24 protein-coding genes are annotated in these 23,519 nt (G+C 59.5%); 10 read left to right on the plus strand and 14 right to left on the minus strand.

The annotated features are described in order from the left end of the window. Positions 1–46: 46 nt before the first annotated feature. Positions 47–520, plus strand: a complete 474-nt coding sequence (locus SNL23_RS12505; protein WP_076014807.1) for a cyclic nucleotide-binding domain-containing protein — start codon at positions 47–49, stop codon at positions 518–520. Here the strand turns inward: SNL23_RS12505 and SNL23_RS12510 are convergent. Further along, the gene (locus SNL23_RS12510) at positions 517–804 is read right to left on the minus strand and encodes a hypothetical protein (protein ID WP_017479183.1); all 288 of its coding nucleotides are present in this window, start codon (positions 802–804) and stop codon (positions 517–519) included. The two genes, SNL23_RS12505 and SNL23_RS12510, sit on opposite strands and share 4 nt — an antisense overlap. A 78-nt stretch (positions 805–882) precedes the next feature. Between SNL23_RS12510 and SNL23_RS12515 the strand changes: the two genes are divergently transcribed. Further along, complete coding sequence (locus SNL23_RS12515; protein ID WP_167662722.1) at positions 883–1,569, plus strand: spermidine synthase; 687 nt, start codon at positions 883–885, stop codon at positions 1,567–1,569. A 22-nt stretch (positions 1,570–1,591) separates the two neighbouring features. Here SNL23_RS12515 and rarD read toward each other — a convergent pair whose 3' ends face one another. The 3 genes from rarD to SNL23_RS12530 all read right to left on the minus strand — a co-directional run bounded on the left by rarD (position 1,592) and on the right by SNL23_RS12530 (position 5,219). After that, positions 1,592–2,476: an EamA family transporter RarD gene (rarD, locus tag SNL23_RS12520; protein ID WP_076014825.1), complete on the minus strand. Its 885-nt coding sequence runs from the start codon at positions 2,474–2,476 to the stop codon at positions 1,592–1,594. A 559-nt stretch (positions 2,477–3,035) separates the two neighbouring features. Beyond that, positions 3,036–3,941, minus strand: coding sequence for a ParB/Srx family N-terminal domain-containing protein (locus tag SNL23_RS12525; protein WP_318302384.1), 906 nt, complete (start codon positions 3,939–3,941; stop codon positions 3,036–3,038). A 33-nt stretch (positions 3,942–3,974) separates the two neighbouring features. Continuing rightward, on the minus strand, positions 3,975–5,219 hold the full coding sequence (locus SNL23_RS12530) for an OprO/OprP family phosphate-selective porin (protein ID WP_318302385.1): 1,245 nt from the start codon (positions 5,217–5,219) through the stop codon (positions 3,975–3,977). A gap of 286 nt (positions 5,220–5,505) precedes the next feature. On the opposite strand from SNL23_RS12530, the gene SNL23_RS12535 reads away from it, so the two are divergent. The 3 genes from SNL23_RS12535 (at position 5,506) to SNL23_RS12545 (ending at position 6,931) form a co-directional block, all read left to right on the plus strand. Then, a complete protein-coding gene (locus SNL23_RS12535) occupies positions 5,506–5,880 on the plus strand; it encodes a YajD family HNH nuclease (RefSeq protein WP_003210675.1) in 375 nt (124 codons plus the stop codon). A gap of 163 nt (positions 5,881–6,043) precedes the next feature. After that, positions 6,044–6,511, plus strand: coding sequence for an RNA methyltransferase (locus SNL23_RS12540; RefSeq protein WP_003210674.1), 468 nt, complete (start codon positions 6,044–6,046; stop codon positions 6,509–6,511). Between the two features lie 69 nt (positions 6,512–6,580). Further along, positions 6,581–6,931 carry a YgaP family membrane protein gene (locus SNL23_RS12545; RefSeq protein ID WP_318302386.1) on the plus strand — a complete coding sequence of 117 codons (351 nt, stop codon included), beginning with the start codon at positions 6,581–6,583 and terminating at the stop codon, positions 6,929–6,931. A 45-nt stretch (positions 6,932–6,976) separates the two neighbouring features. Here the strand turns inward: SNL23_RS12545 and SNL23_RS12550 are convergent, their stop codons facing one another. Continuing rightward, the gene (locus SNL23_RS12550) at positions 6,977–8,215 is read right to left on the minus strand and encodes a hypothetical protein (protein ID WP_076014812.1); all 1,239 of its coding nucleotides are present in this window, start codon (positions 8,213–8,215) and stop codon (positions 6,977–6,979) included. A 12-nt stretch (positions 8,216–8,227) separates the two neighbouring features. After that, on the minus strand, positions 8,228–8,677 hold the full coding sequence (locus tag SNL23_RS12555; protein WP_076014813.1) for a YcgN family cysteine cluster protein: 450 nt from the start codon (positions 8,675–8,677) through the stop codon (positions 8,228–8,230). 153 nt (positions 8,678–8,830) lie between these two features. Between SNL23_RS12555 and SNL23_RS12560 the strand changes: the two genes are divergently transcribed. Next, positions 8,831–9,430 (plus strand): nitroreductase family protein, encoded by a 600-nt coding sequence (locus SNL23_RS12560; RefSeq protein WP_076014814.1) that lies wholly within the window; start codon positions 8,831–8,833, stop codon positions 9,428–9,430. A gap of 84 nt (positions 9,431–9,514) precedes the next feature. Here SNL23_RS12560 and SNL23_RS12565 read toward each other — a convergent pair whose 3' ends face one another. The 6 genes from SNL23_RS12565 to SNL23_RS12590 all read right to left on the minus strand — a co-directional run bounded on the left by SNL23_RS12565 (position 9,515) and on the right by SNL23_RS12590 (position 17,868). Continuing rightward, positions 9,515–12,982 (minus strand): OspG family effector kinase, encoded by a 3,468-nt coding sequence (locus SNL23_RS12565; protein ID WP_318302387.1) that lies wholly within the window; start codon positions 12,980–12,982, stop codon positions 9,515–9,517. A 121-nt stretch (positions 12,983–13,103) separates the two neighbouring features. After that, positions 13,104–14,036, minus strand: a complete 933-nt coding sequence (locus tag SNL23_RS12570) for a D-2-hydroxyacid dehydrogenase (protein ID WP_076014816.1) — start codon at positions 14,034–14,036, stop codon at positions 13,104–13,106. Between the two features lie 117 nt (positions 14,037–14,153). Then, positions 14,154–14,447: a YcgL domain-containing protein gene (locus SNL23_RS12575; protein WP_003210667.1), complete on the minus strand. Its 294-nt coding sequence runs from the start codon at positions 14,445–14,447 to the stop codon at positions 14,154–14,156. Further along, a complete protein-coding gene (gene rnd / locus SNL23_RS12580; protein WP_318302388.1) occupies positions 14,444–15,577 on the minus strand; it encodes a ribonuclease D in 1,134 nt (377 codons plus the stop codon). Before rnd ends, SNL23_RS12575 begins: the two co-directional genes overlap by 4 nt. Positions 15,578–15,699: 122 nt before the next feature. After that, positions 15,700–16,350, minus strand: coding sequence for a class I SAM-dependent methyltransferase (locus SNL23_RS12585; protein ID WP_076014817.1), 651 nt, complete (start codon positions 16,348–16,350; stop codon positions 15,700–15,702). A gap of 144 nt (positions 16,351–16,494) precedes the next feature. Next, a complete protein-coding gene (locus SNL23_RS12590; protein WP_318302389.1) occupies positions 16,495–17,868 on the minus strand; it encodes a glutamine synthetase family protein in 1,374 nt (457 codons plus the stop codon). Between the two features lie 386 nt (positions 17,869–18,254). Here SNL23_RS12590 and SNL23_RS12595 point away from each other — a divergent pair, with 386 nt between their 5' ends. Beyond that, on the plus strand, positions 18,255–19,031 hold the full coding sequence (locus SNL23_RS12595) for a transporter substrate-binding domain-containing protein (RefSeq protein ID WP_076014819.1): 777 nt from the start codon (positions 18,255–18,257) through the stop codon (positions 19,029–19,031). Here SNL23_RS12595 and cynR read toward each other — a convergent pair. After that, positions 19,006–19,872 carry a transcriptional regulator CynR gene (gene cynR, locus SNL23_RS12600; protein ID WP_318302390.1) on the minus strand — a complete coding sequence of 289 codons (867 nt, stop codon included), beginning with the start codon at positions 19,870–19,872 and terminating at the stop codon, positions 19,006–19,008. The two genes, SNL23_RS12595 and cynR, sit on opposite strands and share 26 nt — an antisense overlap. A 110-nt stretch (positions 19,873–19,982) precedes the next feature. Between cynR and SNL23_RS12605 the strand changes: the two genes are divergently transcribed. Genes SNL23_RS12605 through SNL23_RS12615 form a run of 3 tightly spaced genes read left to right on the plus strand, consistent with a single transcriptional unit; the run spans position 19,983 to position 22,019 of the window. Continuing rightward, a complete protein-coding gene (locus SNL23_RS12605; protein WP_063032552.1) occupies positions 19,983–20,624 on the plus strand; it encodes a carbonic anhydrase in 642 nt (213 codons plus the stop codon). A gap of 29 nt (positions 20,625–20,653) precedes the next feature. Next, complete coding sequence (gene cynS / locus SNL23_RS12610; protein ID WP_076014821.1) at positions 20,654–21,124, plus strand: cyanase; 471 nt, start codon at positions 20,654–20,656, stop codon at positions 21,122–21,124. Positions 21,125–21,179: 55 nt separating this feature from the next. Further along, a complete protein-coding gene (locus SNL23_RS12615) occupies positions 21,180–22,019 on the plus strand; it encodes a cache domain-containing protein (protein WP_318302391.1) in 840 nt (279 codons plus the stop codon). Positions 22,020–22,118: 99 nt separating this feature from the next. On the opposite strand, the gene SNL23_RS12620 is transcribed toward SNL23_RS12615, so the two are convergent. Beyond that, complete coding sequence (locus tag SNL23_RS12620) at positions 22,119–23,426, minus strand: IS4 family transposase (RefSeq protein ID WP_083676733.1); 1,308 nt, start codon at positions 23,424–23,426, stop codon at positions 22,119–22,121. Positions 23,427–23,519: the final 93 nt, after the last annotated feature.

The raw sequence follows: 23,519 nt of genomic DNA on the forward strand, positions 1-23,519 counted from the left end.
CCGGGCGCGCGCCCTGCACGATTTATGGACGAAGACTGTAAGCCTCATGCCAGAACCGACCTTACTCAATAACGAAATCCGCGACATGCTGATGGATTGCGGCCTGTTCGACCCGTTGCTGCCGGAAGACTTCCACGTAGCGGCGGGCTATTTCAATATCAGCACCATTGCTCGCGATGAAGTGATATTCCTCGAGGGCGACGCCGGCACCTTCATGTGCATCATCCACTCAGGCCAGGTGGCGGTGCAGAAGACCAACCATGAAGGTCAGCGGCTGACCATCGCCACCTTGCGCAGTGGACGGGCCTTCGGCGAGATGGCCGTGCTGGATGGCGAGCGCCGGTCCGCCAGCTGTGTGGCAGCCAGCGATTGCGTGCTGTTGAACCTGGGCAAGGATTCCCTGGAAAAAATGCTCAACGATGCACCGAAAATCGCGGCCAAGATCATTCGTGCGATTGCTATCGCCCTGTCCAGGCGCCTGCGCATGGCGGACGGGCAATTGCTGTCCCAGCAGTTTTAACCGCCTGGGGTCTTGGGCTTGATGTCGTTCTGCTGCAAGCCCGGGATTGTCTGGTCCTTCGGCGGCGTGGGCAGCACGATAGGCGCCAACAACGGTTCACCACTGCCGGCCGCCTTTGGCGTCGCCGGTGGTGTGACTTGCGGGTACGGTGTGGGCGTTGCAGTACCCGGCGAACCCGCCGTGGGCGCGGGGGTAATCGGTACGGTTTGCGACTCCTGAGCCTGGGCCACACCGCCAAGGGCGAGCGCGCTCCACACAATGACCGTTAGAATGCTGCACTTCATCGATGGCTCCATGGCCTGACCGTAAAGTCGTAAGGCTACTCCCAACCGCGCAAGAATGCCCTTCCCAATGAGATTTCCATGAAACGTTTTGTTCTGCTGGACACCACTCCGATCCCCGACAACGGCGGTGCCTTGTGCCTGTTCGAATACGGTGAGGATTTTGTCATCAAGATTCAGGGCGGTGACGGTGGCCAGTTGATGAACACGCGTATGCACGGTTCCGAGGATGCGCTGGCGGAGATTCCGTGCCGTAAAGTCGCCGGTCGGCCCGGCTCCAGGGTGTTGATTGGCGGCCTGGGCATGGGCTTTACCCTGGCTGCGGCGCTCAAGCACCTGGGTAAAACCGCCGAAGTGGTGGTTGCCGAACTGGTGCCCGGCGTAGTGGAATGGAATCGCGGGCCGCTGGGGGAAAAGTCCGGCCGCCCGCTGCTGGACCCGCGCACCGTGATCCGCCTGGAAGACGTGGCCAAGGTGCTGCAGGCCGAGCCCCAGGGCTTTGATGCGATCATGCTGGACGTCGACAACGGCCCCGAAGGCCTGACGCAAAAAGCCAACAGTTGGCTGTATTCCGCCGGCGGCCTCAGCGCCTGCGCCAAGGCCCTGCGGCCCAAGGGCGTGCTGGCCGTGTGGTCGGCCAGCGCCGACAAACAGTTCAGCGAAAAACTGCGCAAGGCCGGCTTCAAGGCCGAGGAAGTGCAGGTGTTTGCCCATGGCAACAAGGGCACGCGGCATACCATCTGGATTGCTGAAAAGCTCAAGGGCTAAGCATTAACTGCGTGGGTTGCCGTCAGATCGACCGGCGCAGTCGATTCAAATGCCTCAAGCCTTCCAGCACCAACACCACCACCGCCAGCCAGATCGGCAGGTAGGTCATCCACTGGCCCGGCTTGAGGGCGTCTCCCAGCATCAGCGACACGGCCACCAGCAGCACCGGCTCCGCGTAACTGAGCAAACCGAACAGGCTGAACGGCAACAGCCGGCTGGCCATGATGTAGGAATAACCCGCCGCTGCGCTGACCAACCCCATCAGTGGCACCAGCCAATAGAGCGCCGGGCGCTGCGCCAGGGTCTCGCCGATGGGTTCACCACCCACGACGAACCACAGTGCGACCGGGATCATCAGCATCATATCCAGCCACAGCCCGCCCAGGTTGTCGGTCCCGCAGCGCCGACGCAGCACGAAATACATTGGATAACCCACGCACACCACCAGCGTGGTCCAGGAGAACCCGCCCGTGCGGTACAACTCATTGGCCACGCCCACCGCCGCCAGCGCTGCGGCAATCTTTTGCAGATGTGAAAGGCGTTCGCCGTAAACGATGCGGCCAGTGATGACCATGGTCAGCGGTAACAGGAAATAGCCCAGCGACACATCCAGGCCGTGGCCATTGAGGGGCGCCCACATGAATATCCACAACTGCACCCCCACCAGCGCACTGGTGACCACGACACAGGGCAGTAGGGCGGGTTTCTCCCGCAGCCGTTTATAGATCAGCGGCACCCACTTCCAGTCCCCGGAGAGGACCAGCAGCAGCGTCATGAAGGGCAACGAAATGAGCATTCGCCAGCCAAATATCTGCTGACCATTCAAGGGCTCAAGAAGGGAGGTAAAGAAATACAGCACGCCAAACAGGAAGGAAGCGGAAACCGCCAGAACAACGCCTTTAGACACAACAGCCTCTACAAAAAATTGCATGTTTTAAATTGAAGCCGGTCGTTATATTCACGCAGTGCGAATAGGAGCGAGATGAACATCAGAACTTATTAACAGACACCACAAATTTATAACTCACGAAGACATAAGCCCCAAGTTATAAACTTACAAGAACAGGTTAATTCGTCGGTTTTTTTATTATTTTCAAGACGATCATCAGACTCTTCAACCAACCCGGTTTCGGTCATTGGAAGCAGCACGCTCTGGACGAGCGACTCTGATTTGAAACGCCACAACGTCAGCCACAGGGGTTGAAATCGTGAAGGGAAATCCCGATTTACGGGAAACTAACAGTTGCCAGGAAAGACCTGAGCCATTGAACACCTGACAGTGGGCCAGGAGACGCCACACTAAAGAAGCTGACAAAGTTAGTCCACTACTTTCTTGCCCGCTCTAACTATTTTTAGATTTCATCTAATTAACGGTGTTTATATCGATATCAGGTCGACCATTACTGTATATTTAGCCGTTATACGCTTTGCAGAAGCGACACAAGGTCGCCCCCGCCAGCCGCCAACTATTTGCTTCTACTGTCGATAACGTAGGGCACTTTCGTTTCGAAGGTACTCTTCAGTTCTTTGCGATTCAGCGTGGTGAAACCGCCGAGTTGCCGGGCGTTGAAGCCGCTGTCTCCCACCGGCGCATCCGGCGCCAGGCTGACCATGCGCTGGGCAACCGCTTTGATCGCATCCTGATACCCGCCCTGCTTGTTCAGGTTGAAGGCGCGCAGGTCAATCAGCGGCCGCAGCCAGTTGCCCCAATAAAACTCTAGAAATTCTGGCACGACCGCGCCCGAATTCGGTTTGCCATAGGACGCCTTGCGGGCGAAGTACACCAGGCTGCGGAAGGAATCGTCACTCAGGTTCTTGAAGCCCAAGTGCGCGGGAAGTTGCGCAGGCGTTATGGCTTGGCCGTTGCGGTCCTTGAGCCAGACCTTGTGGCCTTGTTCCATACGTTTCCAGAATGTGGCCATGTCCGGGCTATTGCTGAAATCGTCCGTCACCCTTACCCACATCTTCAACTGCGGCCCGGCGCCCGGCTGTTCCCACAAAGTGCTGAAACTGTGGTGACCGTCAGTCAGGTACAACTGGCCTGCAGGACCGACCACCACGGTTTTCATGTCCGCCGGATGAGCGCCCACCGGCTCCTTGCAGGTGAAGCTGTCGGGATTCTGCAGGTTCGCATCCTTGGGAACCTTTTTGGTGCCGCCCTGGCCATTGGTTTCGCAATATTCGTCGAACACCAACTTGGGTGATTCGGCAAACGCCCCCAGTTTGTAATGGATCTGATCAAAGCCGATGACCGCCTGGGTCGGATGAAGTTGTTCCAGTGCCACCTCAATCACCTGGCCCGGCTTGGGCGTGGAGAACGCCTGGGCTTGAAAGGTGCTCGCGCACAACAGCAAGGCTAATAACAAACGCATGAATTTCAATCCTTAATCAATGGAGGCAATCCTTCAAAACACGTACTGCACGCGCAAGGCCATGGCATCACCGTCCTGATCGCCGACGGCGTTCCCGAAGCCGTCGGACGAAGCCTTGACGTAGTTGGCCGAGATTCTCACTGCGTCGTTGGCGTACCAGTTCACACCTAAGGTGTGCACCTTGGCGGCGTTATCCAACAAATCGTGTTCCCGGACATTGAGGTGGTCATAACGATAGAAGACTTCCCAGGCACCGAGGTGTTTATCCTGCGCTTTGATCCGGTCGAATTTACCACCGTCGAGCTTATAGCCCCTCGCCTCGCCGGTCAGGGTATACGCCAACTGGCCGTAGTAGCCGGTGGCATCACGGTCATGGTTGCTGACGCCAGACTTGGCTACCAACTGTCGCCGCAGATACTCGCCTTGCAGGGAAAATGGTCCGGCGGCGTAGGCAAATTCCAAGCTGGCGGCCGAATCGCCGTCAAAGGCACCCAGGGTCTTGGGTGCCAGTTCCGGACGGTTGCCGTTGTGTGTGGTCTGCGACACGCCCCGAACACCCAGGCGGGTGCGAATTCTTCCGTCGAAACTCTCGGCGTCGCTGTAGGCGTAGCTCAGCCCGAAGTGCAGGACATGCCCCGGCCGCGCCAGAGGCGCAAACACCAAGCGCAGGTTGTAGTTATTGGCGCCCTTGCCATCGGCGTCTTTGTTAGAAGACGGGCGCAGGACACTCGCCGAGCCGTAGAACATTCCCGTCCCCCCTGACACCTGTGCCCCCGAGCCTTCGTCGCGGTCACTGACCCAAGGCGCAAGGTCGTTGAGCACACTGCGCTCGATCGCGGTGGTCCACTTGGAACTGGTAGCGCCCTCAAGGCTGAAGTCCGGGTCGAAACGGCCGACCTTGAACCTCACCGGATCCAGCCCCAGATAGCGGATGGTGGCCTCCTTGATCGGCGTATCGGTACTACTCAACTCCAGGGCAAAATTGTAGCCCCAGACGCCATAGGCCTTGCCGGACATTTCCAGGCGACTGCGGCGAAAATAGGCAGCGTCGGCGCGGCTACCGTTTTCGGTGTATAGCCCGTCGAAGGTATCGAAGTCCGCCTGCAAGCGGCCGCCAATCTGGAAAGCGAACTGATCATCCGTGGTTGCCACCTCAAGGCCGCCCTTGGTCTTGATGACAAGATCGGCGCCGTCCGTAGTGACAGTCCCGGCGAGCACCTGGACGGCACCAAGCAGCGCAGTGGCGCCCAGCGTGAGACGTGCGGAAAATATCGACATTTCAACCTCCCCTTGGTCAGGCTCCGACTGCATGGTCGGACCCGTTAGTTGTGAGGGGCGGCAGCTTGGCGACGAACAATTTCAGGGAAGTTGCAACCCTACGCACATTTTATGACAGGGCAGTCGACGTTGATTTGGCCGCGTGTTTTCGGGACCGGCTCAAACATTCAATTACAAATAATCAGGTCCTACAGCCGGTCCTACAACCGAAAAAGCCAAGGGCTAATTACCGCGCAAGCAGCTAGAATCAACGCTATCCGTGATCCACTAAAAGACAGGAGCCATGATGAGCTCGACCAACCCGCCCTCCCACACCGCCAAGCTGGACCGCATCCTCGCCGATGCCCAGCGTGACCGGGAAATGGGCTACCGCGACAAAGCCCTGAAGATGTACCCCCACGTGTGCGGCCGCTGCGCCCGCGAATTCGCCGGCAAGCGCCTGAGCGAACTGACCGTGCACCACCGCAACCACAACCATGACGACAACCCCCAGGACGGCTCCAACTGGGAGTTGCTTTGCCTGTATTGCCACGACAACGAACACTCGCGTTATACCGACCAGCAGTATTTCGGCGAAGGCTCCACCAGCAGCCCGACGATTGCCAAGGCGACCCACAACCCGTTTGCGGCGCTGGCCGGGCTGATGAAGAAAGACGACTGAGTATCTTCGCTGAATGTGAAGGACCCATCGCGGGCAAGCCCGGCTCCCACAGGGGAATGCATTCCAAATGTGGGAGCCGGGCTTGCCCGCGATAGCGATCGCCCAAGCAATACATTAGCCCGAGGCCGTATAATCGCGGCTTTTCTCGAAGGCACCCTTTCCCGTGGGCAATAAACGCTACAGTTGCATCGGTCTGTACAACCCCAAATCCCCCGAAAACGTCGGTTCGGTGATGCGCGCCGCCGGCTGCTACGGCGTGGCCTCGGTGTTCTACACCGGCAAGCGCTATGAGCGGGCCCGGGACTTTATTACCGACACCAAGAAGGTCCACCACGACATTCCGCTGATCGGTATCGACGACCTGAAAAAGATCCTGCCCCTGGGCTGCATCCCCGTCGCCGTCGAGCTGGTGGAAGGCGCACGCCCTCTCCCCGAGTACACCCACCCGGACCGCGCGCTGTATATCTTCGGGCCGGAAGACGGCTCCCTGGATAAAGAGATTCGCGACTGGTGTGAAGACGTGATCTACATCCCGACCACCGGCTGCATGAACCTCGCCGCCACCGTCAACGTGGTGCTCTACGACCGCTTGGCCAAGGGCAACAACACCCGTTCGGGTCCCAAGTACTGATTTTTTGGGAACGTCCGAGGCCTGTGTGCAGTCAGTTGCATATCAATAAGCCCTTGTTGGAGACAGATCATGAGCGACAGCAAAACCCTGCGACCCGTTATCCGGTCCACGCCGTTGGAGAGCCAGCCCACGCAAAACGTCCAGGGCTGGGAACGCATCGGTTCCCTGGCTGGCGGTGTAGTGATGATGGGCAAAGGCCTGCGCCGTGGCGGCTTTTTCGGTTTGATCCAAGTAGCGATTGGCGGCGTGGCGCTGGCGCGCGGGATCAGCGGGCACAGCTCGGCGAAAGAGTTGCTGGAGCGCAGCCGCCAGGAGATGAACACCGTGCGGACCAAGATCGAACGCGCCGGTGAGGAATTGAAAAACCTCAAGACCAAGGCAGAAGTGGCGGCCGAAAAAGCGACCAAAACCACGGGTTAACCTCGATCAAATGTGGGAGCGGGCTTGCCCGCTCCCACATTGGTTTCAGTGCAGCAGCTTGGTGTCCAGCACTACCGAAGATTCGCCAATAATGCTCTCCCCCAACTGCACAAACTCCTTTGTGCTGATGCTGTTCAAGCGCATCAGCGCCTGAGTCAGATCATCCAGCGAGCGCTTGTTGTGGGTTTTCACACGAATCTCGCGGTCCAGCTCCTGCAACAGCACCACCGCCCGTGACACCGTCGCGCCGTTGGCGTGCTCGACCCGCAGGGTGGTCACATCCTTGCCTTCCTTGGCCAGCCGGGCCTGTATCGCGGCGTAACGATCGTCACTGATGCCGCCAGCACGGCGCATCAGTTCAATGGCGTAATACTGCGCCAAACCCTCGCTAATCCAATCGCTGCCTTGATGGTCGTTGAAGCGACCGATGGCCTGCACCACTTCGCGGATCAACGGGCTGCTGCCGTTTTCACTGACCAGCGGTGTACGGCTGCTGAGGTAGATCGAGTCCCGCGCCGAGTAAGCACCGCGCCGCATTGGGTCACCGGCGCCTACTACCAGCAGTTTTGCCGGGTGCCGCGGGAACGCCGCTTGTACTTGGGGCCAGACAAACGTCAGCAAGGTCAGCACATCCATGCGGTGCATACCCTGGCCTTTAGGTGAAGCCACGGTGATCTCGGTTTCCCCCAGGCGCATCCGGCGGCTGCCCAGGTTGCCGGCGAGCATCCAGCCGGTAGGCCGGTCAAACAGGCGGGAAACGTTATCGATGCGAAATTTATTCTTGCCGATACGCGGCCAGGACGTCTCGACGCTTTTCCAGCCGGCGGGCAGTTCAAACACCAGGCGCGACACCAGCTCAATGCCGTCCTGTTGATCCAGGCGTGCGGCGGGCACCAGGTCTTCGCCGCGAAACAGCGCCCAGCTCGGGCTCATGCGTGCTTCGTAAACGCCTTTCTTGCGCGCGTGGGTCAGGCGTACACGGTAGGTCAGGCTGGCCTTGTCGGCGCCGGGTTGCCACAGGCCACGGCTGTCACCCGGCGTATTGCCGGGCAACACCTGCCATTGACCATCGGCCTTGAAGTCGCTGTAGTCGCCGTCGCGACCCAGGTCGAAGTTGAGGCTGCGCACCGCCGAGCCCTGGGACAGGCTCAAGCGCACCTCTGCCTGATCACTTTGGGGCAGCAGCTTGACGTGATAGTCCAGGTCGACTTTCTTCGCAGCCCACGCCGACGTACTCAATGCGAGCAACAGCAGGCTTGCCGCCAGCTTGGCTCCAACCGTCATACACACTCCTTTTCAGCCCGCACGGAAAATCAGGTAATCCTCCCAGTCATCCTCGGGCACGCTGCCTTCGCTGAGCATGCGCCCGGACTGGGATATGCGTTGCTGGTGCACGACGTCGCGATCACCGCAAACCAAGTGGTGCCAAAGCGGTAGCTCCTTGCGCTCGCTGACCAGCCGGTAACCACAGGTAGGCGGCAGCCATTTGAACTGGTCGGCCTGGCCCGGGGTGAGCTGGATGCAATCGGGCACCGAGTCCCGGCGGTTGGGGTAATCGGTGCACTGGCAGGTTTTCAGGTCCAGGAGTTTGCAGGCGATGCGCGTGTAATAGACGCTGTTGTCGTCTTCATCCTCGAGCTTTTGCAGACAGCACAGGCCGCAGCCGTCGCACAACGACTCCCACTCATCCTGATCGAGTTGTTCGAGGGTTTTGCGGATCCAGAAAGGTTCGACTTTAGCGGCCATGGCTCTACATCAGTATCGGTATGTTAAAAGGCCGCCAGTCTAGTGCCCATGGGCCCCGGGGCCAAGCGCTTACGACTGCCGGTAGAACAAGACTTGTCAGCCACCCGGCGGCGAAGTAGTTTTGAACCCCGGTTTTTCATCAGGATCAGCCCAATGAGCAGCAACCCACGCGTCGCCGACTACCCGATCCACCCACAATTTACCGACCGCTGGTCACCGCGCGCCTTTACCGGCGAGAGCATCCCGGTGGACACCCTGCTGAGCTTCTTCGAAGCCGCGCGCTGGTCGCCATCGGCTTACAACTCGCAGCCGTGGCGCTTTCTCTACGCGCGCCGCGACACGCCGAACTGGGAACGTTTCCTGGGCCTGCTGAACGAATTCAACCGTGGCTGGGCGCAGCATGCCTCGGCACTGGTAATCGTAGCGTCGAAAACCGACTTCCTGGTACCGGGCGCCACCGAAGAAACCCCGGCCCTGTGGCACACCTTTGATACCGGTTCGGCCTGGGGCCACTTGGCGCTGCAAGCGAGCCTCAGCGGCTGGCACACCCACGGCATGGCCGGTTTCGACCAAGAGCTGACCCGCAAGGAACTGAAGATACCAGAAGGTTACGCCCTGCACGCGGCCGTGGCGATTGGCAAACTGGGTGACAAATCAACCCTGGCCGAGTACCTGCAAGCCCGGGAAACCCCGAGCCCGCGCAAGCCATTGAGTGAGCTGGTGTCGGAAGGCGATTTCAATCACAACGATTGAATACGACCTGAAAATGGGTTGAGACTTTAAAAAACCCTGCTGTTATAAACAGCGGGGTTGGTTAACCCAAGTGTAATTTCGACGTCAAGACGGCTTTACGATCAGCGTTTCATAGGCTTTACGCAGTTCTTCTTTACTGCGCTTATACATATTAAAGAGTATTGCCCCAAGGTCCTCACGTTCCAGTGCATTCAAATCCACTGGATAAATTTTATTATCCTTTGCGGAGTACATAAAATTCTTCAGTTGCAGGTCATTATGATAAATATTTTTCTGTTCCATTTCCCGGAATACATCATCAAGTAACGAACTAGCCTCTGGAGGCAAACTTCCCTTGGAAAATTTGCTCAGATCAGCCCCGTCTATTTTCCCCATCTTTAAATAGCGGCGACCATTTTCATACATTGTTGCTGCGAATCCCTCACCATAATAGTTATTCAAGCATAGGGTTTCGTTATCGGCGTAGCCGGCGGGAGGTGTCAAGGATGAAGGACCATAGTCTTTATAGACGCTTTTCCCATCGAGACTTTCGTAGATTACTCCCTCCCCGCCTCCGCCAATCCTGGGCCCCAGATCTGATGCGACCGTAGGCCCGTTTCCGCCACGGGCGCCCAGGCGCTGCCATTGGTCCCCCTGAAGGTGCTGCACCAACAGCGGCGTTTGCCGGTTATTGTGATAAATCTGCGCCTGCACGGCACCGTCGGCGGTGCGAGTCACTTGCCGTACTTCGTACACCGCAGTGTTGCCGGCGGTATCGGTATGGCGGATATGGGAAAGGTGACCCTCCGGCGCCACATAGATGCCCTGACTGTTGCGCGCAAGCCCGGCAATTTTCGATTCAGGGACCTTGTAGTCGCCAAACAACCGATTGTTCAGTGCGCTGCCGGGGTCGATGGGTGTCGTGATAATCGCTCCATCCATCGCACTGGTTTTCGGGATGAACCCTTCAAGAGGGCTGCCGTATGCCCGCATCCTGTCCACGTCAAACGCATACCATCGACCGCTGTGGAGTACGGCGCCTCCATCAACGTTCTGGCCCGCAACCTTGAAGGTACCCGACGCCGCTGCGTCATAGTGTTTGCTGGCCGCTTTCAACAGGTCATAGCTACCGCTTGCGCCCTTGAGTTTGTCGACCGCCTCTGCGCCGGTTGAGCGTACAAAGCTGGCACCCTTGCCCAGCAGCCGAGCACCGCCCGCGACCAGATCGCCCACGCCATCCAACGGGTTGAACGCTTGAACAGCAGCCACACCGATCACCTTTGCCACCTGCAAGGCTTTGGCGGCGGTGCTGGCAACCTTGGCGCCGACCTTCGTAACCTTTGCTGCCACACCTGCGCCGGCCGTGACAAAACCGAAGACATCCAGCGCCAGGTCACTTGCACCCTCCACATGGTTACCCTTGGAAAAGTTGACAATGGCTGACCTGAGGGGAATCAGGTCCAGGAAGAAGTTGGTGACGTTCCACTCGGTTGCCATTTGTTTATCGAACGCCGTGACGCCCTTGGCGTAGGTCTTTACCTCATCGCTGTCGAGGTCAAGATGCTCAACAAACGCGTCGGCGATGCTCTGGGTTCGCACGCTGGAAAAGCTTGCGGGAGGCGTTGATGAGTGGTCTTGAGTTTTTTGGCTGAGGGCAGCATCGCTCACAGCCTTGGGCGTAAAGCGTTCGGTCTTGAACACCTTGTTGGCTTCCCGCGCCCTTTGTCTGGTTAATTCCGTGGGCGGCACCGCCTTGATCGCACCTGCCTTCAAATCAATTTCATAAACGGTGTCGTCATTCTTTCCGGTGGCCTTGACCCACAGCTTGCTCTCCGTGCCCTGTAGTTTTTTAGAGGTGAAGTCGAGGCCCAGTTCGTAAGTGTTTTTCTGAAAAAACTCGAGTTTTCCGAACTCCAGCTTTTCTCGGTCCGCCAGTGGCAGTGTTGCCACAAGGTGCTTGATGGTCGTGCCAACGCCTTGCTTGCGCGAGGTGATCGCTTGTTCGAATTGTCCGTTGAAAATTTCATTCACGCCGAAATCAAGGCTCTTGCCTCTGATCGCCGCAACGACGCGCGGGTCTTTACTCTCCCATTTGTAATGGCCAAGCCCGCTCATGGCGATATCCAGCAACGAAAAATGCCCTGCAGGTGCGCGGTTCGGATCATAAAGCGGCTGGACTGAAGAATGTTTCGAGTCGACAACCTTCAGCAGTTTTTCTTCAAAGGGAACGCCCTCTCCAAACCGCTCCTTCAGGTGAGCCAAGGCAATGTCTCTACGGCTCGGAATGGCGGTTTCCAGTAAACCGGTAGCCGCAAGCGTCGACTTCAGTTGAGCGTTGAACGCGGCCCTTACAGTGTCGATCTCGGCGGCGCTGTAATGGTCACTTTGCTGCTCAGTGACAATCCCGTTGACCACGCCCCAGTCCACCAGGGCCGCTTTCTGCGCGTGTTCAGTGGCGGCCCGATGCGTCACCATCGCGCTTTCAGCGCTGGACATGACCTGGGCAAAGGTCGTGTGCGCCACCGTTCCGGGGAACTGCGCTTCTATGGCCGCCGCCGCGACAGTGAGGCTTACCCAGGCCGGGCTGCCGTACGTCACACGGTCGGGAATGTCCTTGATCAAAAACTCGGGGGCCTTTCTTGCCAGTAACAGATAGGCACCGGCCTTGGCCATCTTGGGACTGGTCTTGTGATTTTCGTGCAGGTAAGTGCTCAGGCGCTCGAGCACTGCCGAAGCCGGCCTGCCCCAGTGCGCTTGTTGGGCGAGGTCGAAACCCGCCACACGGTTGCGGTGCGGCGCGGTAATGGACTCGGGATCCAGCAGCAGGTGGATCGCGCTCAGTGCGTATTCGTTCACGCTGGCATGGGTGGCGATGCCCCCGAGTTGGTCCTGGATGGCTTGACCCAGTGCCTGCCCCCGAGTGGAGCTGACGAGGGTTTCGAGGGCCTTGGCAGGATCAGTCAATGCCTCGCCAGACAAAGGCTGGTTCGCGTTCAGATATTCCAGCACACCCACGCTTGCGCCGATATGCGGTGCATTGGGGTTCTGGCTGCCATGGTCGGTCGCCGCCGCCAGCACCCTGCGCAGCTGACCGGCGCTCATGGGAACAGGCCAGGACAACCCGCCGCCAAAATTGCCGAGCGGATGCTCCAACGCCCTGTCGCTCACCGCGTGGGCATGGCCGGTCAGTTGAAAATGATTGGTGGGCAACCCCAAGCCGATACTTCTGAGAAAGGTCTCTAGCGTCGCGGCTTTATTCGCCTGAGCCGGGAAAGACGAGTCGGCGCGTATCTGCATCGGTGTCGTTTGCAACGCAGCCAGCACCGCCTGGGGGCTGGCATTCACGCCCAGGCGGGTGGCGACTTCGCTGAGTTTTTGCCCAAGGGTATGCAAATTTTCGCGGTCGCCCAACGCAGCCTTAAGACCCGGTTGTCGAGGGTTTGGAACACTGATTTGCGTGTTGGGATCGGTAGCAATGATCGGAGTCGACGAGCTCGCCGCCGGATCAATCGAAAGAGGGTAAATGACCGAAGTTACCGGTGCAGACAGGGGTACAGTGCCAGCATTCAACATGAGAACGTACCATTATAAAAAGGGTACGAGCCTCACATACGACCGGCAAAGCGGACATCTGATTAGTGTTTGCAGAAATTTGTAAGCGCCCGGCAACATGCGTCGCCGGGCCGTCGCGCTATCAGTAACCGCGCTCGAAACTCACTTCGCCGCGCAACGTTTCCTGCGCCTGGTACGCCCGCAAATTCTCGACAAACAACCGCACCATCATCCCCGGCGAAGTCGGCGCCGAGCTGTGCCCGGTCAGCAGCAAGCCCCAGGCGGTCCAGAACGGATGGCGCTGGGGCAATGGTTCTTGCCGGCAAACGTCAATCACCGCGCCCGCCAGATGGCCTTCCTTCAAAGCTTCCACCAGGTCCGCATCGACCACCGCCACACCGCGCCCGACGTTGATGAACAACCCGGTCGGCTTGAACTGTTTGAACAACGCCGCATTGTACAAATCATGGGTGTTCGGCGTGTTGGGCAGCAGGTTGACCACGTAGTCCACCTCGCCCACCAGGCGCGGCAACTCTTCCAGCCCGGCGACTTCGATAAACGGCGCCTGCTCACGGGCTTCGCTGGCGATGCCATACAACTCAACACCAAACGGCAGCAGGAATTGCGCGACGCTACGGCCGATATCACCCGTACCTACGATCAGCACCTTGCGCCCCGCCAGGCTCTGGCCCATGCGGTTATCCCACTTGCGCTCGACCTGGCTGACCAGGCGCGCCAGCACTTCACGCTCATGGCCGAGCATGTAAGTCAGCACGTATTCGGCCATCACCTGGCCAAAAATGCCTACGGCGCGGGTCAGGCGATAATCCCGGGGCAGGCCTTCAGCCAGCAGCGGCGTGATGCCTGCCCAAGTCGATTGCAGCCATTGTGGCTGATGGCCCTGGCGCAACAAGGTGGCCAGGAGATCCGGCTGGCCCAGCCACACCGGGCAGTCGGCCGCCAGGCGCGACAATTCAGCGGAGTCGCCGCTGGTCATGACCTCAAGGTCCGGCGCCGCTTCGCGCAGCAGCCGGGCGTACAGCGGGTGATCGTGTTCAGCAATCAGAACGCGCATGGTTCAAACCTTTCAAAAACACTGCAGGCGGCCGCCGGTCCACTTCACTGTCCCTTGCGGCCGCCGCCAAAAATTGAATTCCATTGATGAATGTGCCCCGGACGGGGCACTGACCGATCACATCGGGTCATTCCGTCGCAGCAGCTCTTCGGGCAAGTGTTCGATGTACTCGTCCTCGGCCGGCGGCATTTGCAGGTGGTAGCCCTGCTTCTCGAGGTTCTCCAGAACCACGGTGATGTCCTCGCGGGACAGCTTGCGCTCCGGGCTCAGCACCAGGTCAAAGGCGTGGTGCGGTTTGCCGAAAGCGGCCAGCAGACTTTCCGGCACGCGCTCCAGTGCATCGCTTTTCAGCACGTAGAGGTACATCTCGTTTCGTTTGAGGCTGCGATAGATGGAGCAGATACGTTTCAAGGCTGTTCTCCGGCAGTGGCCAGGCTGTCCAGCAGCGCTTGGCCCATCAATTCGCGGCGCCAGCCACGCAGCGAATCTGGCAATTGGTAAGGCCCCTCGGGGTAGCCACTCTTGACCAGGGCTTCGAGGGTTTTCTTGCGCAGCATCAGTTCCGGCGCCATGTCCAGGCGTTCAGCCTCGGCCTGGCCAAGGGCGCGCAGTTGCTTGATCAGCGTGGCGGCGTCCACCGGCAATGGCTCGGCGACCGCCGGTGGCCACTGGTCCATGGGCACGCTGCTGGCACGTTTGATCAGGCCCAGCAGGAACTCGCCGTCCTGGCGCACCGTGCGCGGGTGCATGTCTTCGATTTTGCCCAGCGCGGCGAGGTTATCCGGCTGGGATTTGGCCAAGGGCCATAACGAGTGTTCACGAATGATCCGGTTGCGCGGCAAGTCCCGGGCACGGGCTTGCTGCTCGCGCCAGGCGCACAGTTCGCGCAATACCGCGAGCTGGGCACGGGACAGTTTCCAGGCCAGCTTGGCGTCGCGGTAGACCTCGTAGGGGTCGACTTCGCGGCGTAGGTTGGCCACCAACTCGGCACCGTCTTCCAGGACCCAGGCGTATTTGTCGTCGGAAAGCTTCGGGCGCAGGCGTGTGTAGACTTCCGCCAGGTGCACCGCGTCTTCGGCGGCGTAGCTGATTTGCGTCTCGGACAATGGCCGCTGCAGCCAGTCCGAACGGGTTTCACCCTTGGGCAGGTCGATATCGAGGACGGCTTGCACCAACCGCGAATAGCCCATGGAGAAGCCGAGGTTCAAATACGCCGCCGCCAGTTGGGTGTCGAACAACGGCACCGGCAAGCTGCCGGTCAGGCGCAGCAACACTTCCAGGTCTTCGCTGCAGGCGTGCACCACCTTGATCACCGCCGGGTTTTCCAGCAAGGCGGCCAAGGGTTGCCAATTGTCGATGGTCAGGGGGTCGATCAGGTAAGCGCGAACGCCATCACCGATCTGGATCAGCCCGGCAATGGGATAAAAGGTGTCGACCCGCATGAATTCGGTGTCGAGGGCGACGAATGGCAACTGCTGCCATTCGGCGCAGTGCTGGCCGAGGCTATCGTTGTCGCAGATCCAGTGAATATCGATGGCCACACGGCTCTCCCTTGAAGAATGGCGCGCAGTATATATCGCGAAAGGGAGTTGCGAGCATTCGCAGTACAGCATCCGCCATGAAAACTCTTACAGGAGCTGAAGAATAGTCCGACAGTCGGTGCTTATCCTCTCTTACGCAGGACATAGACCCGCCACATGGCCGAACCGGGCATGAATTCCTGTTGAGTGAGGACCTTGAAACCGGCCTGGCGAAACTCGGCTTCCACTTGAGCCCGGTGGCTGGCGAGTGGCGTCCCGGCCGGCTGCAACGCTCGATAGCCGCTGTCACTGTTGACCGAGACGATCACCGTGTCGCGACTCACGCGGTGAAATTCAACGAGCAGCGCCAGGCGCCCTTCGGCCGTCGGCACATGACGAAACAACTCCATGCAAAAAATGCAGTCCACCGCGTTGGCCGACAGGCCGATGGAAAACGCCGAGCCCTGGAAGGTCTTGATCCGCTTGAGCAAGGCAGGCGCGTGGTGGGTACGGGCGTGGTCGAGCATGTCCTGGGAGTTGTCCGACGCGAGGATCACCCGATTGGTGTGCTCGGCCAGTACCGGCCAAAACCGCCCCGTGCCGCACGCCAGGTCAAGAATCAGCCCCGGCTCGCCGGCGATTTTCAGCGCACGGCGCACCAACTGCTCATCGCGCCAAAACCCCAGGCGCCGCAGCAAACCCGGAGGGCGCGTGTCGGCGCAGACCCGGGCATGCTCCTGGCCTGTGCGTTCGGCAAATTCAATCTCGATGGAAGACGGCGGTTGCGACGGCATCACACGACTCTGTTAGTGGATCAGACATTCGCAGCTTAACCACTGACTCGTGAAAAAAAGGTCGAAGGATTGTTCGCCGTTCGTACCGAGCCAGTATCCAGCGCACAGCCTGTCTGTTAACTGTCTGTGATCAGGGCTTCATCTTCAGGCCTGGTGCAAATACCAGCGCCAGTCCTGTTCGCCCACTTCGCCCATGAACTGGCGGTACTCGGCCCGCTTGACCGCCAGGTACACGCCGAGGAATTCGCCGCCAAACGCTTCCCGCGCCCAGGTCGAACCTTCGAGTGCGCGCAAGGTGGTCAGCCAATCGGTGGGCAACAACTCCTTGGCCTGGGCGTAACCGTTGCCTTCCACCGGCGCGCCGGGGTCGCGCTGTTCGCGGATACCCCGATGGATACCGGCCAGAATCGCCGCCGCCGCAAGGTACGGATTGGCGTCGGCGCCGCAGATGCGGTGTTCGATATGCCGGGAAAATGCCGGCCCGCCGGGCACCCGCAGTGTAACGGTGCGGTTGTCCACGCCCCAGGTGGCGGCCAGCGGCGCGTAGCTGTTGGTCTGGAAGCGCCGATAGGAGTTGGCGTTGGGGCAGAACATCAGCAACGAGTCGAGCAACGTACTGAGCATGCCGCCCACCGCATGGCGCAACAGCGGCGTGCCGTCGGGAGCTTCGCTGGCAAACAGGTTATTGCCGTCGCGGTCCGCCAGGCTGACGTGCATGTGCATGCCAGTGCCGGCCAGATCATCGAAAGGCTTGGCCATGAAACACGCGGTCATCCCGTGCTTGTGGGCCACGCCCTTGACCAGCCGTTTGTAACGCACCGCCTCGTCCATGGCTTGCAGGGCATCGCCGCGATGTTCCAGGGTGATTTCCACCTGGCCCGGGGCGTATTCGGAAATCGCCGTACGCGCCGGAATGCCCTGGAGTTTGCAGGCGCTGTAGAGGTCGGCGAGGAACGGTTCGATCTGTTCCAGCTCCCGCAAACCGTAGACCTGGGTCGAGCGCGGTCGGCCGCCATCGACATCCCGCGCCGGTTGCGGGCGGCCGTTGCTGTCGGGTTTCTGGTCAAGTAAATAAAACTCCAGCTCCGCCGCCATCACCGGGTAATAGCCGTCGGCCTTGAGGTCGTCGATGACCTTGGCCAGCAAGTGCCGGGGATCGGCCACGGTGGCGGGCATGCCTTCGGTGGGGTGCATGCTGACTTGCACCGCCGCCGTCGGGATCAGCCGCCAGGGCATGCGCTGCAAACTGCCGCTGACCGGGTAGGCGCGGCAGTCGATATCGCCGACTTCCCAGACCAGCCCGGAGTTCTCCACGTCGTCGCCATTGATGGTCAGACCGAGGATCGTACTCGGCAGCGGCCGGCCACTTTCATACACCGCCAGCAGTTCATCGCGGTGCAACAGCTTGCCCCGGGGCACGCCGTTGTTATCGAGGATGAACAGCTCGAACATCTCGATATCCGGGTTCTGTTCAAGAAAGGATTGGACTTCGTGCAGGGTGGCAAAGGGCGTGCTCATGGGCATTCTCATACGTTCGCGTCAGGCAGGCGCGCAGGCGCTGCCGGGCAGATGCGCGGGGCATCCATGGGGCAAATCAACGTAGGAGAAAAGTGTCCGGTGGGCGTGCGTGGCGGCAGTGCCACAGCGCCCAGAAGGCGAGTTCGGAAGGAAGTGCATCAGCGGTGATCCGACGACGATCCGGACGGCTGGACGCGGTAGCGCCTGGCGATGTCTCAGGGTGTGTGTCGGGGGAACCGTCCATGCGCAAATCACAGTGAAGAGATGCCGGGCAGCCTCACACGCGAGGTTAAGCCGTTAAATCCAGTCTTGACGGAGTTTGGTTGTGCCGTGGCTAAACATTTGCAAATAATGGCGCCCCTGCTCATGCCCAAGGACCCGACCGCATGAAAGCTATGCTGACTCTTTCCCTGCTGGCCGGCCTGTCCGCCCAGGCCCTGGCCGACAGCCCCGTGTCGCGCCTGGATGAAGTGCTGCAACGCGGTGAAATGACCGTCTGCACCACCGGCGACTACAAGCCCTACACCTATCTGCGCCCGGACGGCAGCTACGAAGGCATCGACATCGCCATGGCCCAATCCCTGGCCAAGAGCCTTGGGGTACAGGTGAAGTGGGTGCCGACCACCTGGAAAACCCTGATGCCGGACTTCCTGGCCCAGCGCTGTGATATTGCGGTGGGCGGTATTTCGGTGTCCCTCGAACGGCAGAAGAAGGCATTTTTCAGCCAGCCATTGGGCGTCGACGGCAAGATCCCGCTGGTGCGCTGCGCCGATGTGCAGCGCTATCAGACGGTGGAGCAGATCAACCAGCCGCAGGTTCGGGTGATCGAGCCTTCGGGCGGTACCAATGAAGTGTTTGCACGGGCGCACTTGGGTAAGGCACAGCTGACGCTGTTCCCGGACAACGTGACGATTTTCGAAGAGCTGCTGGCCAACAAGGCCGACGTGATGATCACCGACGCCAGCGAAGCCCGGTATCAGCAAAAACTCAAGCCGGGGCTGTGTGCGGTGAATCCCGAGCGCTACATGCAATACAGCGAGAAAGCGTTTTTGCTGCCTCGCGATGACGTGGCATGGAAGAGTTATGTGGACCAGTGGCTGCACTTGAGCACGGTGACCGGGGTGTATGACGGCATCATCAATCAGTGGTTGGCTGCGCCCTGACCAGATCGACAAACGCCCTGCACGCGGCGCTGCGATAGCCTCCCTTGCGACTGAGCAACGCCGCCGTGCGTTGCGGCAACGGCGGGCTTAGCGGCACCGCCTGCAACCCCGGTTGTACCTGGGCAATCGCACTGGGCAGGATGGTCGCCAACTGGGTGCTCCGTACGATTTCGATAATCGCGCTGATGGAATTGGCCTCCATGGCAATCAGAGGTTTCACCGCCTGGCTGCGAAAATATTCATCGATATAGCGGCGCGTGGCGAAGCCTGAGTTCAGCAACACCAGTGGTTGCTGAAGCCACGACTGTTGGCCGATATCAGCATGGCCAGAACTCACCACCACACTCAACGCTTCGACAAACACCCCTTCACACGCGATATCCGGCAAATGCTCGCCGGTAAAACCGATGCCGATATCCAGCAAATCTTCCGTCAGTGCTGCCTCCATGCGGTCCTGGGTCAGTTCCTCGACACTCACTGTAATTCCCGGATACAGCCCGTTAAATCGGGCCAGCAACGGCCCGATCAGGTAAGCGGTAAAGGTCGGCGTCATCGCCAGGCGCAAGCTGCCACGACTCAAGTCCTGCACGTCATGCATGGCGCGGGTGCCGGCCTGCAGATCCTGCAACGCCAGGCGCGCAAACCGCACATAAGCCTCGCCCGCGTCGGTCAGGCTGACGCTTCTGCCGGAGCGATCCAGCAGCGGTGCGCCCAAGGTATCTTCCAGTTGCTTGATCTGCTGCGACAAGGTCGGCTGCGACACATGCAGCGCCTCGGCCGCCCGAGTGAAATTACGGTGCTCGGCGACGGCCAGCAGGTAGCGGATATGACGCAGCAACATGAATGGCTCCAACTATAGGCATGACTTATAGAAACCATAATAAGCCGGTCTTGGACGCTATAGCTGAAAACTTCCATCCTTGCCCCATCAGCGACGCAAGGAGAACCACCATGCAAGACCTCATCGACGGCTTTCGCAAGTTCCAGGGTGAAGCCTTCACTCAACGCAGCGACCTGTTCAAGCACCTGGCTACCACACAAAACCCCGGCACGCTGTTCGTGTCCTGTTCCGACAGCCGCGTAGTCCCGGAGCTGTTGACCCAGCAGGAGCCTGGTGACCTGTTTGTAATCCGTAACGCCGGCAACATCGTGCCGTCCTACGGACCAGAGCCCGGCGGCGTGTCGGCCACCGTCGAATACGCGGTAGCCGTTCTCGGCGTCAGCGACATCGTGATCTGCGGCCACTCCGACTGCGGCGCCATGACCGCCATTTCCACCTGCAAATGCCTCGACCACTTGCCTGCCGTGGCCAACTGGCTGCGCCACGCCGAGTCGGCCAAGGTGATCAACGCCGCCCGCACTCACGCCTCCGACGCCGACCGGCTGAACTCGCTGGTGAGGGAAAACGTGGTCGCCCAGTTGGCCAATCTCAAGACCCACCCTTCCGTGGCCCTGGCCCTGGAACAAGGCCGGCTGAGCCTGCACGGCTGGGTCTACGATATTGAAAGCGGCGGCATCGACGCCCTGGATGGCCGCAGCGGGCGCTTCGTGTCCCTGCTCGACCACCCGACCACCCGCGCCCACGCGGCTTGAACCTTATTCAACCCCAAGAGGAAATCATCATGTTGCAATCCCAATTCGCCCAATCCCCTCGCCTGGCCCTGGCCGACACCGTCATCGACATCAAGGCGCGCAAGAACCTGTCGTGGCAGGACCTCACCGACGGCACCGGCCTGAGCCTGGCGTTCGTCACCGCCGCCCTGCTCGGCCAGCATCCACTGCCGAAAGATGCTGCCGATGTGGTCTGCGAAAAGCTCGGCCTCGACCAGGACGCCAGCCGCCTGCTGCAAACCGTGCCCCTGCGCGGCAGCTTCCCCGGCGGTGTGCCGACGGATCCGACCATGTACCGCTTCTATGAAATGTTGCAGGTCTACGGTTCGACCCTCAAGGCCCTGGTGCACGAGCAGTTTGGCGACGGCATCATCAGCGCGATCAACTTCAAGCTGGACATCAAGAAGGTCGAAGACCCGGACGGCGGCTCCCGCGCGGTGATCACCCTGGATGGTAAATACCTGCCGACCAAACCGTTCTGATTTGCCGGTAAACCGTCTACGCTCTTGGCACACCAACAAGAACGAGGGACGGGTAATGAAGGCAATGCTCCGAGCCACCTGGCTGCTGCTGTTGTGTTTTGGCCAGGTGCACGCCGCCACCGCTGAGGAGGCGGATGCCCAAGCCGCCAAGGCCTTGTTGGAAAAGGCCTTGGCGTATTACCAGAGCAATGGCGACAAAGCCTTTGCGGCGTTCAGCCGACAGGGTGAGTTCGTCGATCAGGACCGTTATGTGTTCGTGGTCAACACCAAGGGCGTGCTGCTGGCAAGTGGCGGGCCCTCTTCTGCGTTGATCGGGCGCAATGTTTCCGAGGTGCTGGGGCCGGATTTGAACAAGTCGTTCAAGGATGCGTTGGGGGTGCCTGAGGGCAGTGGCATTCAGCAGGCCGATTACCGTTGGCAGAATTGGAATGACGGTAAGGTTGAGCGCAAGCATGTGTATTACCAGCGTGTTGGGCAGCGGATTCTGGCCGTCGGCTACTACCTGCCGCGGGCGACGCCGGAACATGCCAAAGCCCTGCGAAACAAAGCCGTCAAGGCGCTGGAGAAGGACCCGGTTGGGACGCTGAAGGCGATCAACGACATGCAGGGTGGTTTTCTGCAGGACGATTTGTATGTGTTTGTGGTTGATCTTGATACCCGGCGTTATGTGGCCCATGGGACGACTCCGCGGTTGGTGAATACGGATTTCAGCAAGATCAAGGATCCCGACGGGAAGCCGGTGGGTGAGCCGATATTGGCGGTGATGGCGGAGCAGGATCAGGGGGAATACAAGTACCGCTGGAAAAATCCGGTGACCGGGAAGGTTGAGAACAAGCATGCGTACTTGCGCAAAACCGGACATTTCATGGTGGCTGTGGGGTATTACAGTCCTTGATGGGTGTATATCCGTTTTTTGGGTTGGGGCTGATATGGGTTCCGCTCTTACAGCCATCCCTTTCAAGGTCTGTGTTTAAAGCCTTGTTTAAAAACATGTTTAAGTCCGTTTATCCGACTTGGCCGCCTTAAGCACCCTAGCTGTTGAGACATGCGCCCGTGCCGCCTTACCTTCAAGCCATTCCTTGGGCTTGGCGACTTTAGGACCGCGAGGGCTTTTCGCGACGGACTTGGGTTTGATCAACCTCGCCAGGGCCAGCAACCGCTCTGCCAGCCCTTGCGGGGTCTTTTCAAGAGGGAAATTTTCCGCAGGCAATGCGATCTGCAAGCCTTGATAATCACTGCGAACATGCACCGCCAAGTGGAAAATCGAAACCTCCCAACCCTCAGGCTGCGTTTCGCGGTGCGCCTGCTCAACGCTACGCTTGAGAACCGACAAAACGTTGTAAGCCAGGACCGCCGAGGCAAAGCCCAATAGCGCGGCTTTCGGGCTGCCAAGGCTCTTAATTTCACTGTCCAGTACCGACTCAAGGCGCTGAAACATCCCCTCAATACTCCAGCGACGACGGTATAAATCGGCTATCTGCTGGGCACTGATGGTGTCGGGCAAATTGCTCCAGAACCACATCACCAAATCACCTGAGTCATTCGCCGTTTGCAGGCTCAACTCAACGCGTCGCCAGCGGCGGCCACCCGTCACTTCGATGATTTGTTCGCGAACGGTTCCGCTATCGACCGTTCCTGAGTCTTGCCACTCACTTTCCTGGACCAGGCGCGGATGCTTGCTGGGTTGGCGAACGATGAACGAAGCCCCCGTGTCCTCGCAGGCTTGCAGGACAGGCAACGTGCAATAGAGCCGGTCAGCTATCCACAACTGGCCCGCGCATGCGCGGGCCAGTAGCGGTAAAACACTGACTCGCTCACTGGCGTAGGCATCTTCCCACGGCTGAAGATCAACGACTAAATCCAGATCCGGATCGTAGGCAACTACTGAAAATCCTGGGCGCGCTGCGCCGCGCTCATTGCGCAGAGCGCCTAGACGTTTTTCAGTGGCCGGCAGGTGATTGCCATCAACAATACGCAACTGCCAGCCGGGCAAGATCGATGAATGGCCGAGCTTTTCAACGGTAGGTATCAAACGCTCGGCACTGCCCGAAATGAGGGCGCGGAGTAGCTCGGGTTCGGTTCGTTTGATCTTGTCGTAGAGCGCCGAAACGCTGACCGAAAGGCCCTCCATCTTGCGCGCCGCCGCGTGTAACGACGGCCTCAAGCCCAATGAAACAAGGGACATCAGCTCAACAACGGTTGAAAATAAAAGCTCACGTGAGTACTGCCGTTGGCGGTGATCATCGAACACCTTGTCAACCCACTCGGCATCTACCGCCTGCTCTAAGACCAACTTGGTCATGACACTGGCTGGTGCTAGTTTTTCAAACCGTTCTAAAACCTTGTCCCACATAGTTTCGTCGCCCTGACTGGATTGGTTAGGGGATTTTAAACC

The sequence above is a fragment of the Pseudomonas sp. SED1 genome (genome assembly GCF_034044025.1).
Taxonomy (GTDB): Bacteria; Pseudomonadota; Gammaproteobacteria; order Pseudomonadales; family Pseudomonadaceae; genus Aquipseudomonas.

Coding starts and splice junctions, on each gene's coding strand:
- SNL23_RS12550 (WP_076014812.1), bottom strand. CDS start 8,215: ATGACGGTTGGAGCCAAGCTGGCGGCAAGCCTGCTGTTGCTCGCATTG.
- cynS (WP_076014821.1), top strand. CDS start 20,654: ATGTTGCAATCCCAATTCGCCCAATCCCCTCGCCTGGCCCTGGCCGAC.
- SNL23_RS12535 (WP_003210675.1), top strand. CDS start 5,506: ATGAGCTCGACCAACCCGCCCTCCCACACCGCCAAGCTGGACCGCATC.
- SNL23_RS12515 (WP_167662722.1), top strand. CDS start 883: ATGAAACGTTTTGTTCTGCTGGACACCACTCCGATCCCCGACAACGGC.
- SNL23_RS12530 (WP_318302385.1), bottom strand. CDS start 5,219: ATGTCGATATTTTCCGCACGTCTCACGCTGGGCGCCACTGCGCTGCTT.
- SNL23_RS12585 (WP_076014817.1), bottom strand. CDS start 16,350: ATGCCGTCGCAACCGCCGTCTTCCATCGAGATTGAATTTGCCGAACGC.
- SNL23_RS12525 (WP_318302384.1), bottom strand. CDS start 3,941: ATGCGTTTGTTATTAGCCTTGCTGTTGTGCGCGAGCACCTTTCAAGCC.
- SNL23_RS12570 (WP_076014816.1), bottom strand. CDS start 14,036: ATGCGCGTTCTGATTGCTGAACACGATCACCCGCTGTACGCCCGGCTG.
- SNL23_RS12510 (WP_017479183.1), bottom strand. CDS start 804: ATGAAGTGCAGCATTCTAACGGTCATTGTGTGGAGCGCGCTCGCCCTT.
- SNL23_RS12565 (WP_318302387.1), bottom strand. CDS start 12,982: ATGTTGAATGCTGGCACTGTACCCCTGTCTGCACCGGTAACTTCGGTC.
- SNL23_RS12620 (WP_083676733.1), bottom strand. CDS start 23,426: ATGACCAAGTTGGTCTTAGAGCAGGCGGTAGATGCCGAGTGGGTTGAC.
- SNL23_RS12605 (WP_063032552.1), top strand. CDS start 19,983: ATGCAAGACCTCATCGACGGCTTTCGCAAGTTCCAGGGTGAAGCCTTC.
- SNL23_RS12615 (WP_318302391.1), top strand. CDS start 21,180: ATGAAGGCAATGCTCCGAGCCACCTGGCTGCTGCTGTTGTGTTTTGGC.
- SNL23_RS12590 (WP_318302389.1), bottom strand. CDS start 17,868: ATGAGCACGCCCTTTGCCACCCTGCACGAAGTCCAATCCTTTCTTGAA.
- SNL23_RS12545 (WP_318302386.1), top strand. CDS start 6,581: ATGAGCGACAGCAAAACCCTGCGACCCGTTATCCGGTCCACGCCGTTG.
- SNL23_RS12555 (WP_076014813.1), bottom strand. CDS start 8,677: ATGGCCGCTAAAGTCGAACCTTTCTGGATCCGCAAAACCCTCGAACAA.
- SNL23_RS12560 (WP_076014814.1), top strand. CDS start 8,831: ATGAGCAGCAACCCACGCGTCGCCGACTACCCGATCCACCCACAATTT.
- SNL23_RS12595 (WP_076014819.1), top strand. CDS start 18,255: ATGAAAGCTATGCTGACTCTTTCCCTGCTGGCCGGCCTGTCCGCCCAG.
- SNL23_RS12505 (WP_076014807.1), top strand. CDS start 47: ATGCCAGAACCGACCTTACTCAATAACGAAATCCGCGACATGCTGATG.
- cynR (WP_318302390.1), bottom strand. CDS start 19,872: ATGTTGCTGCGTCATATCCGCTACCTGCTGGCCGTCGCCGAGCACCGT.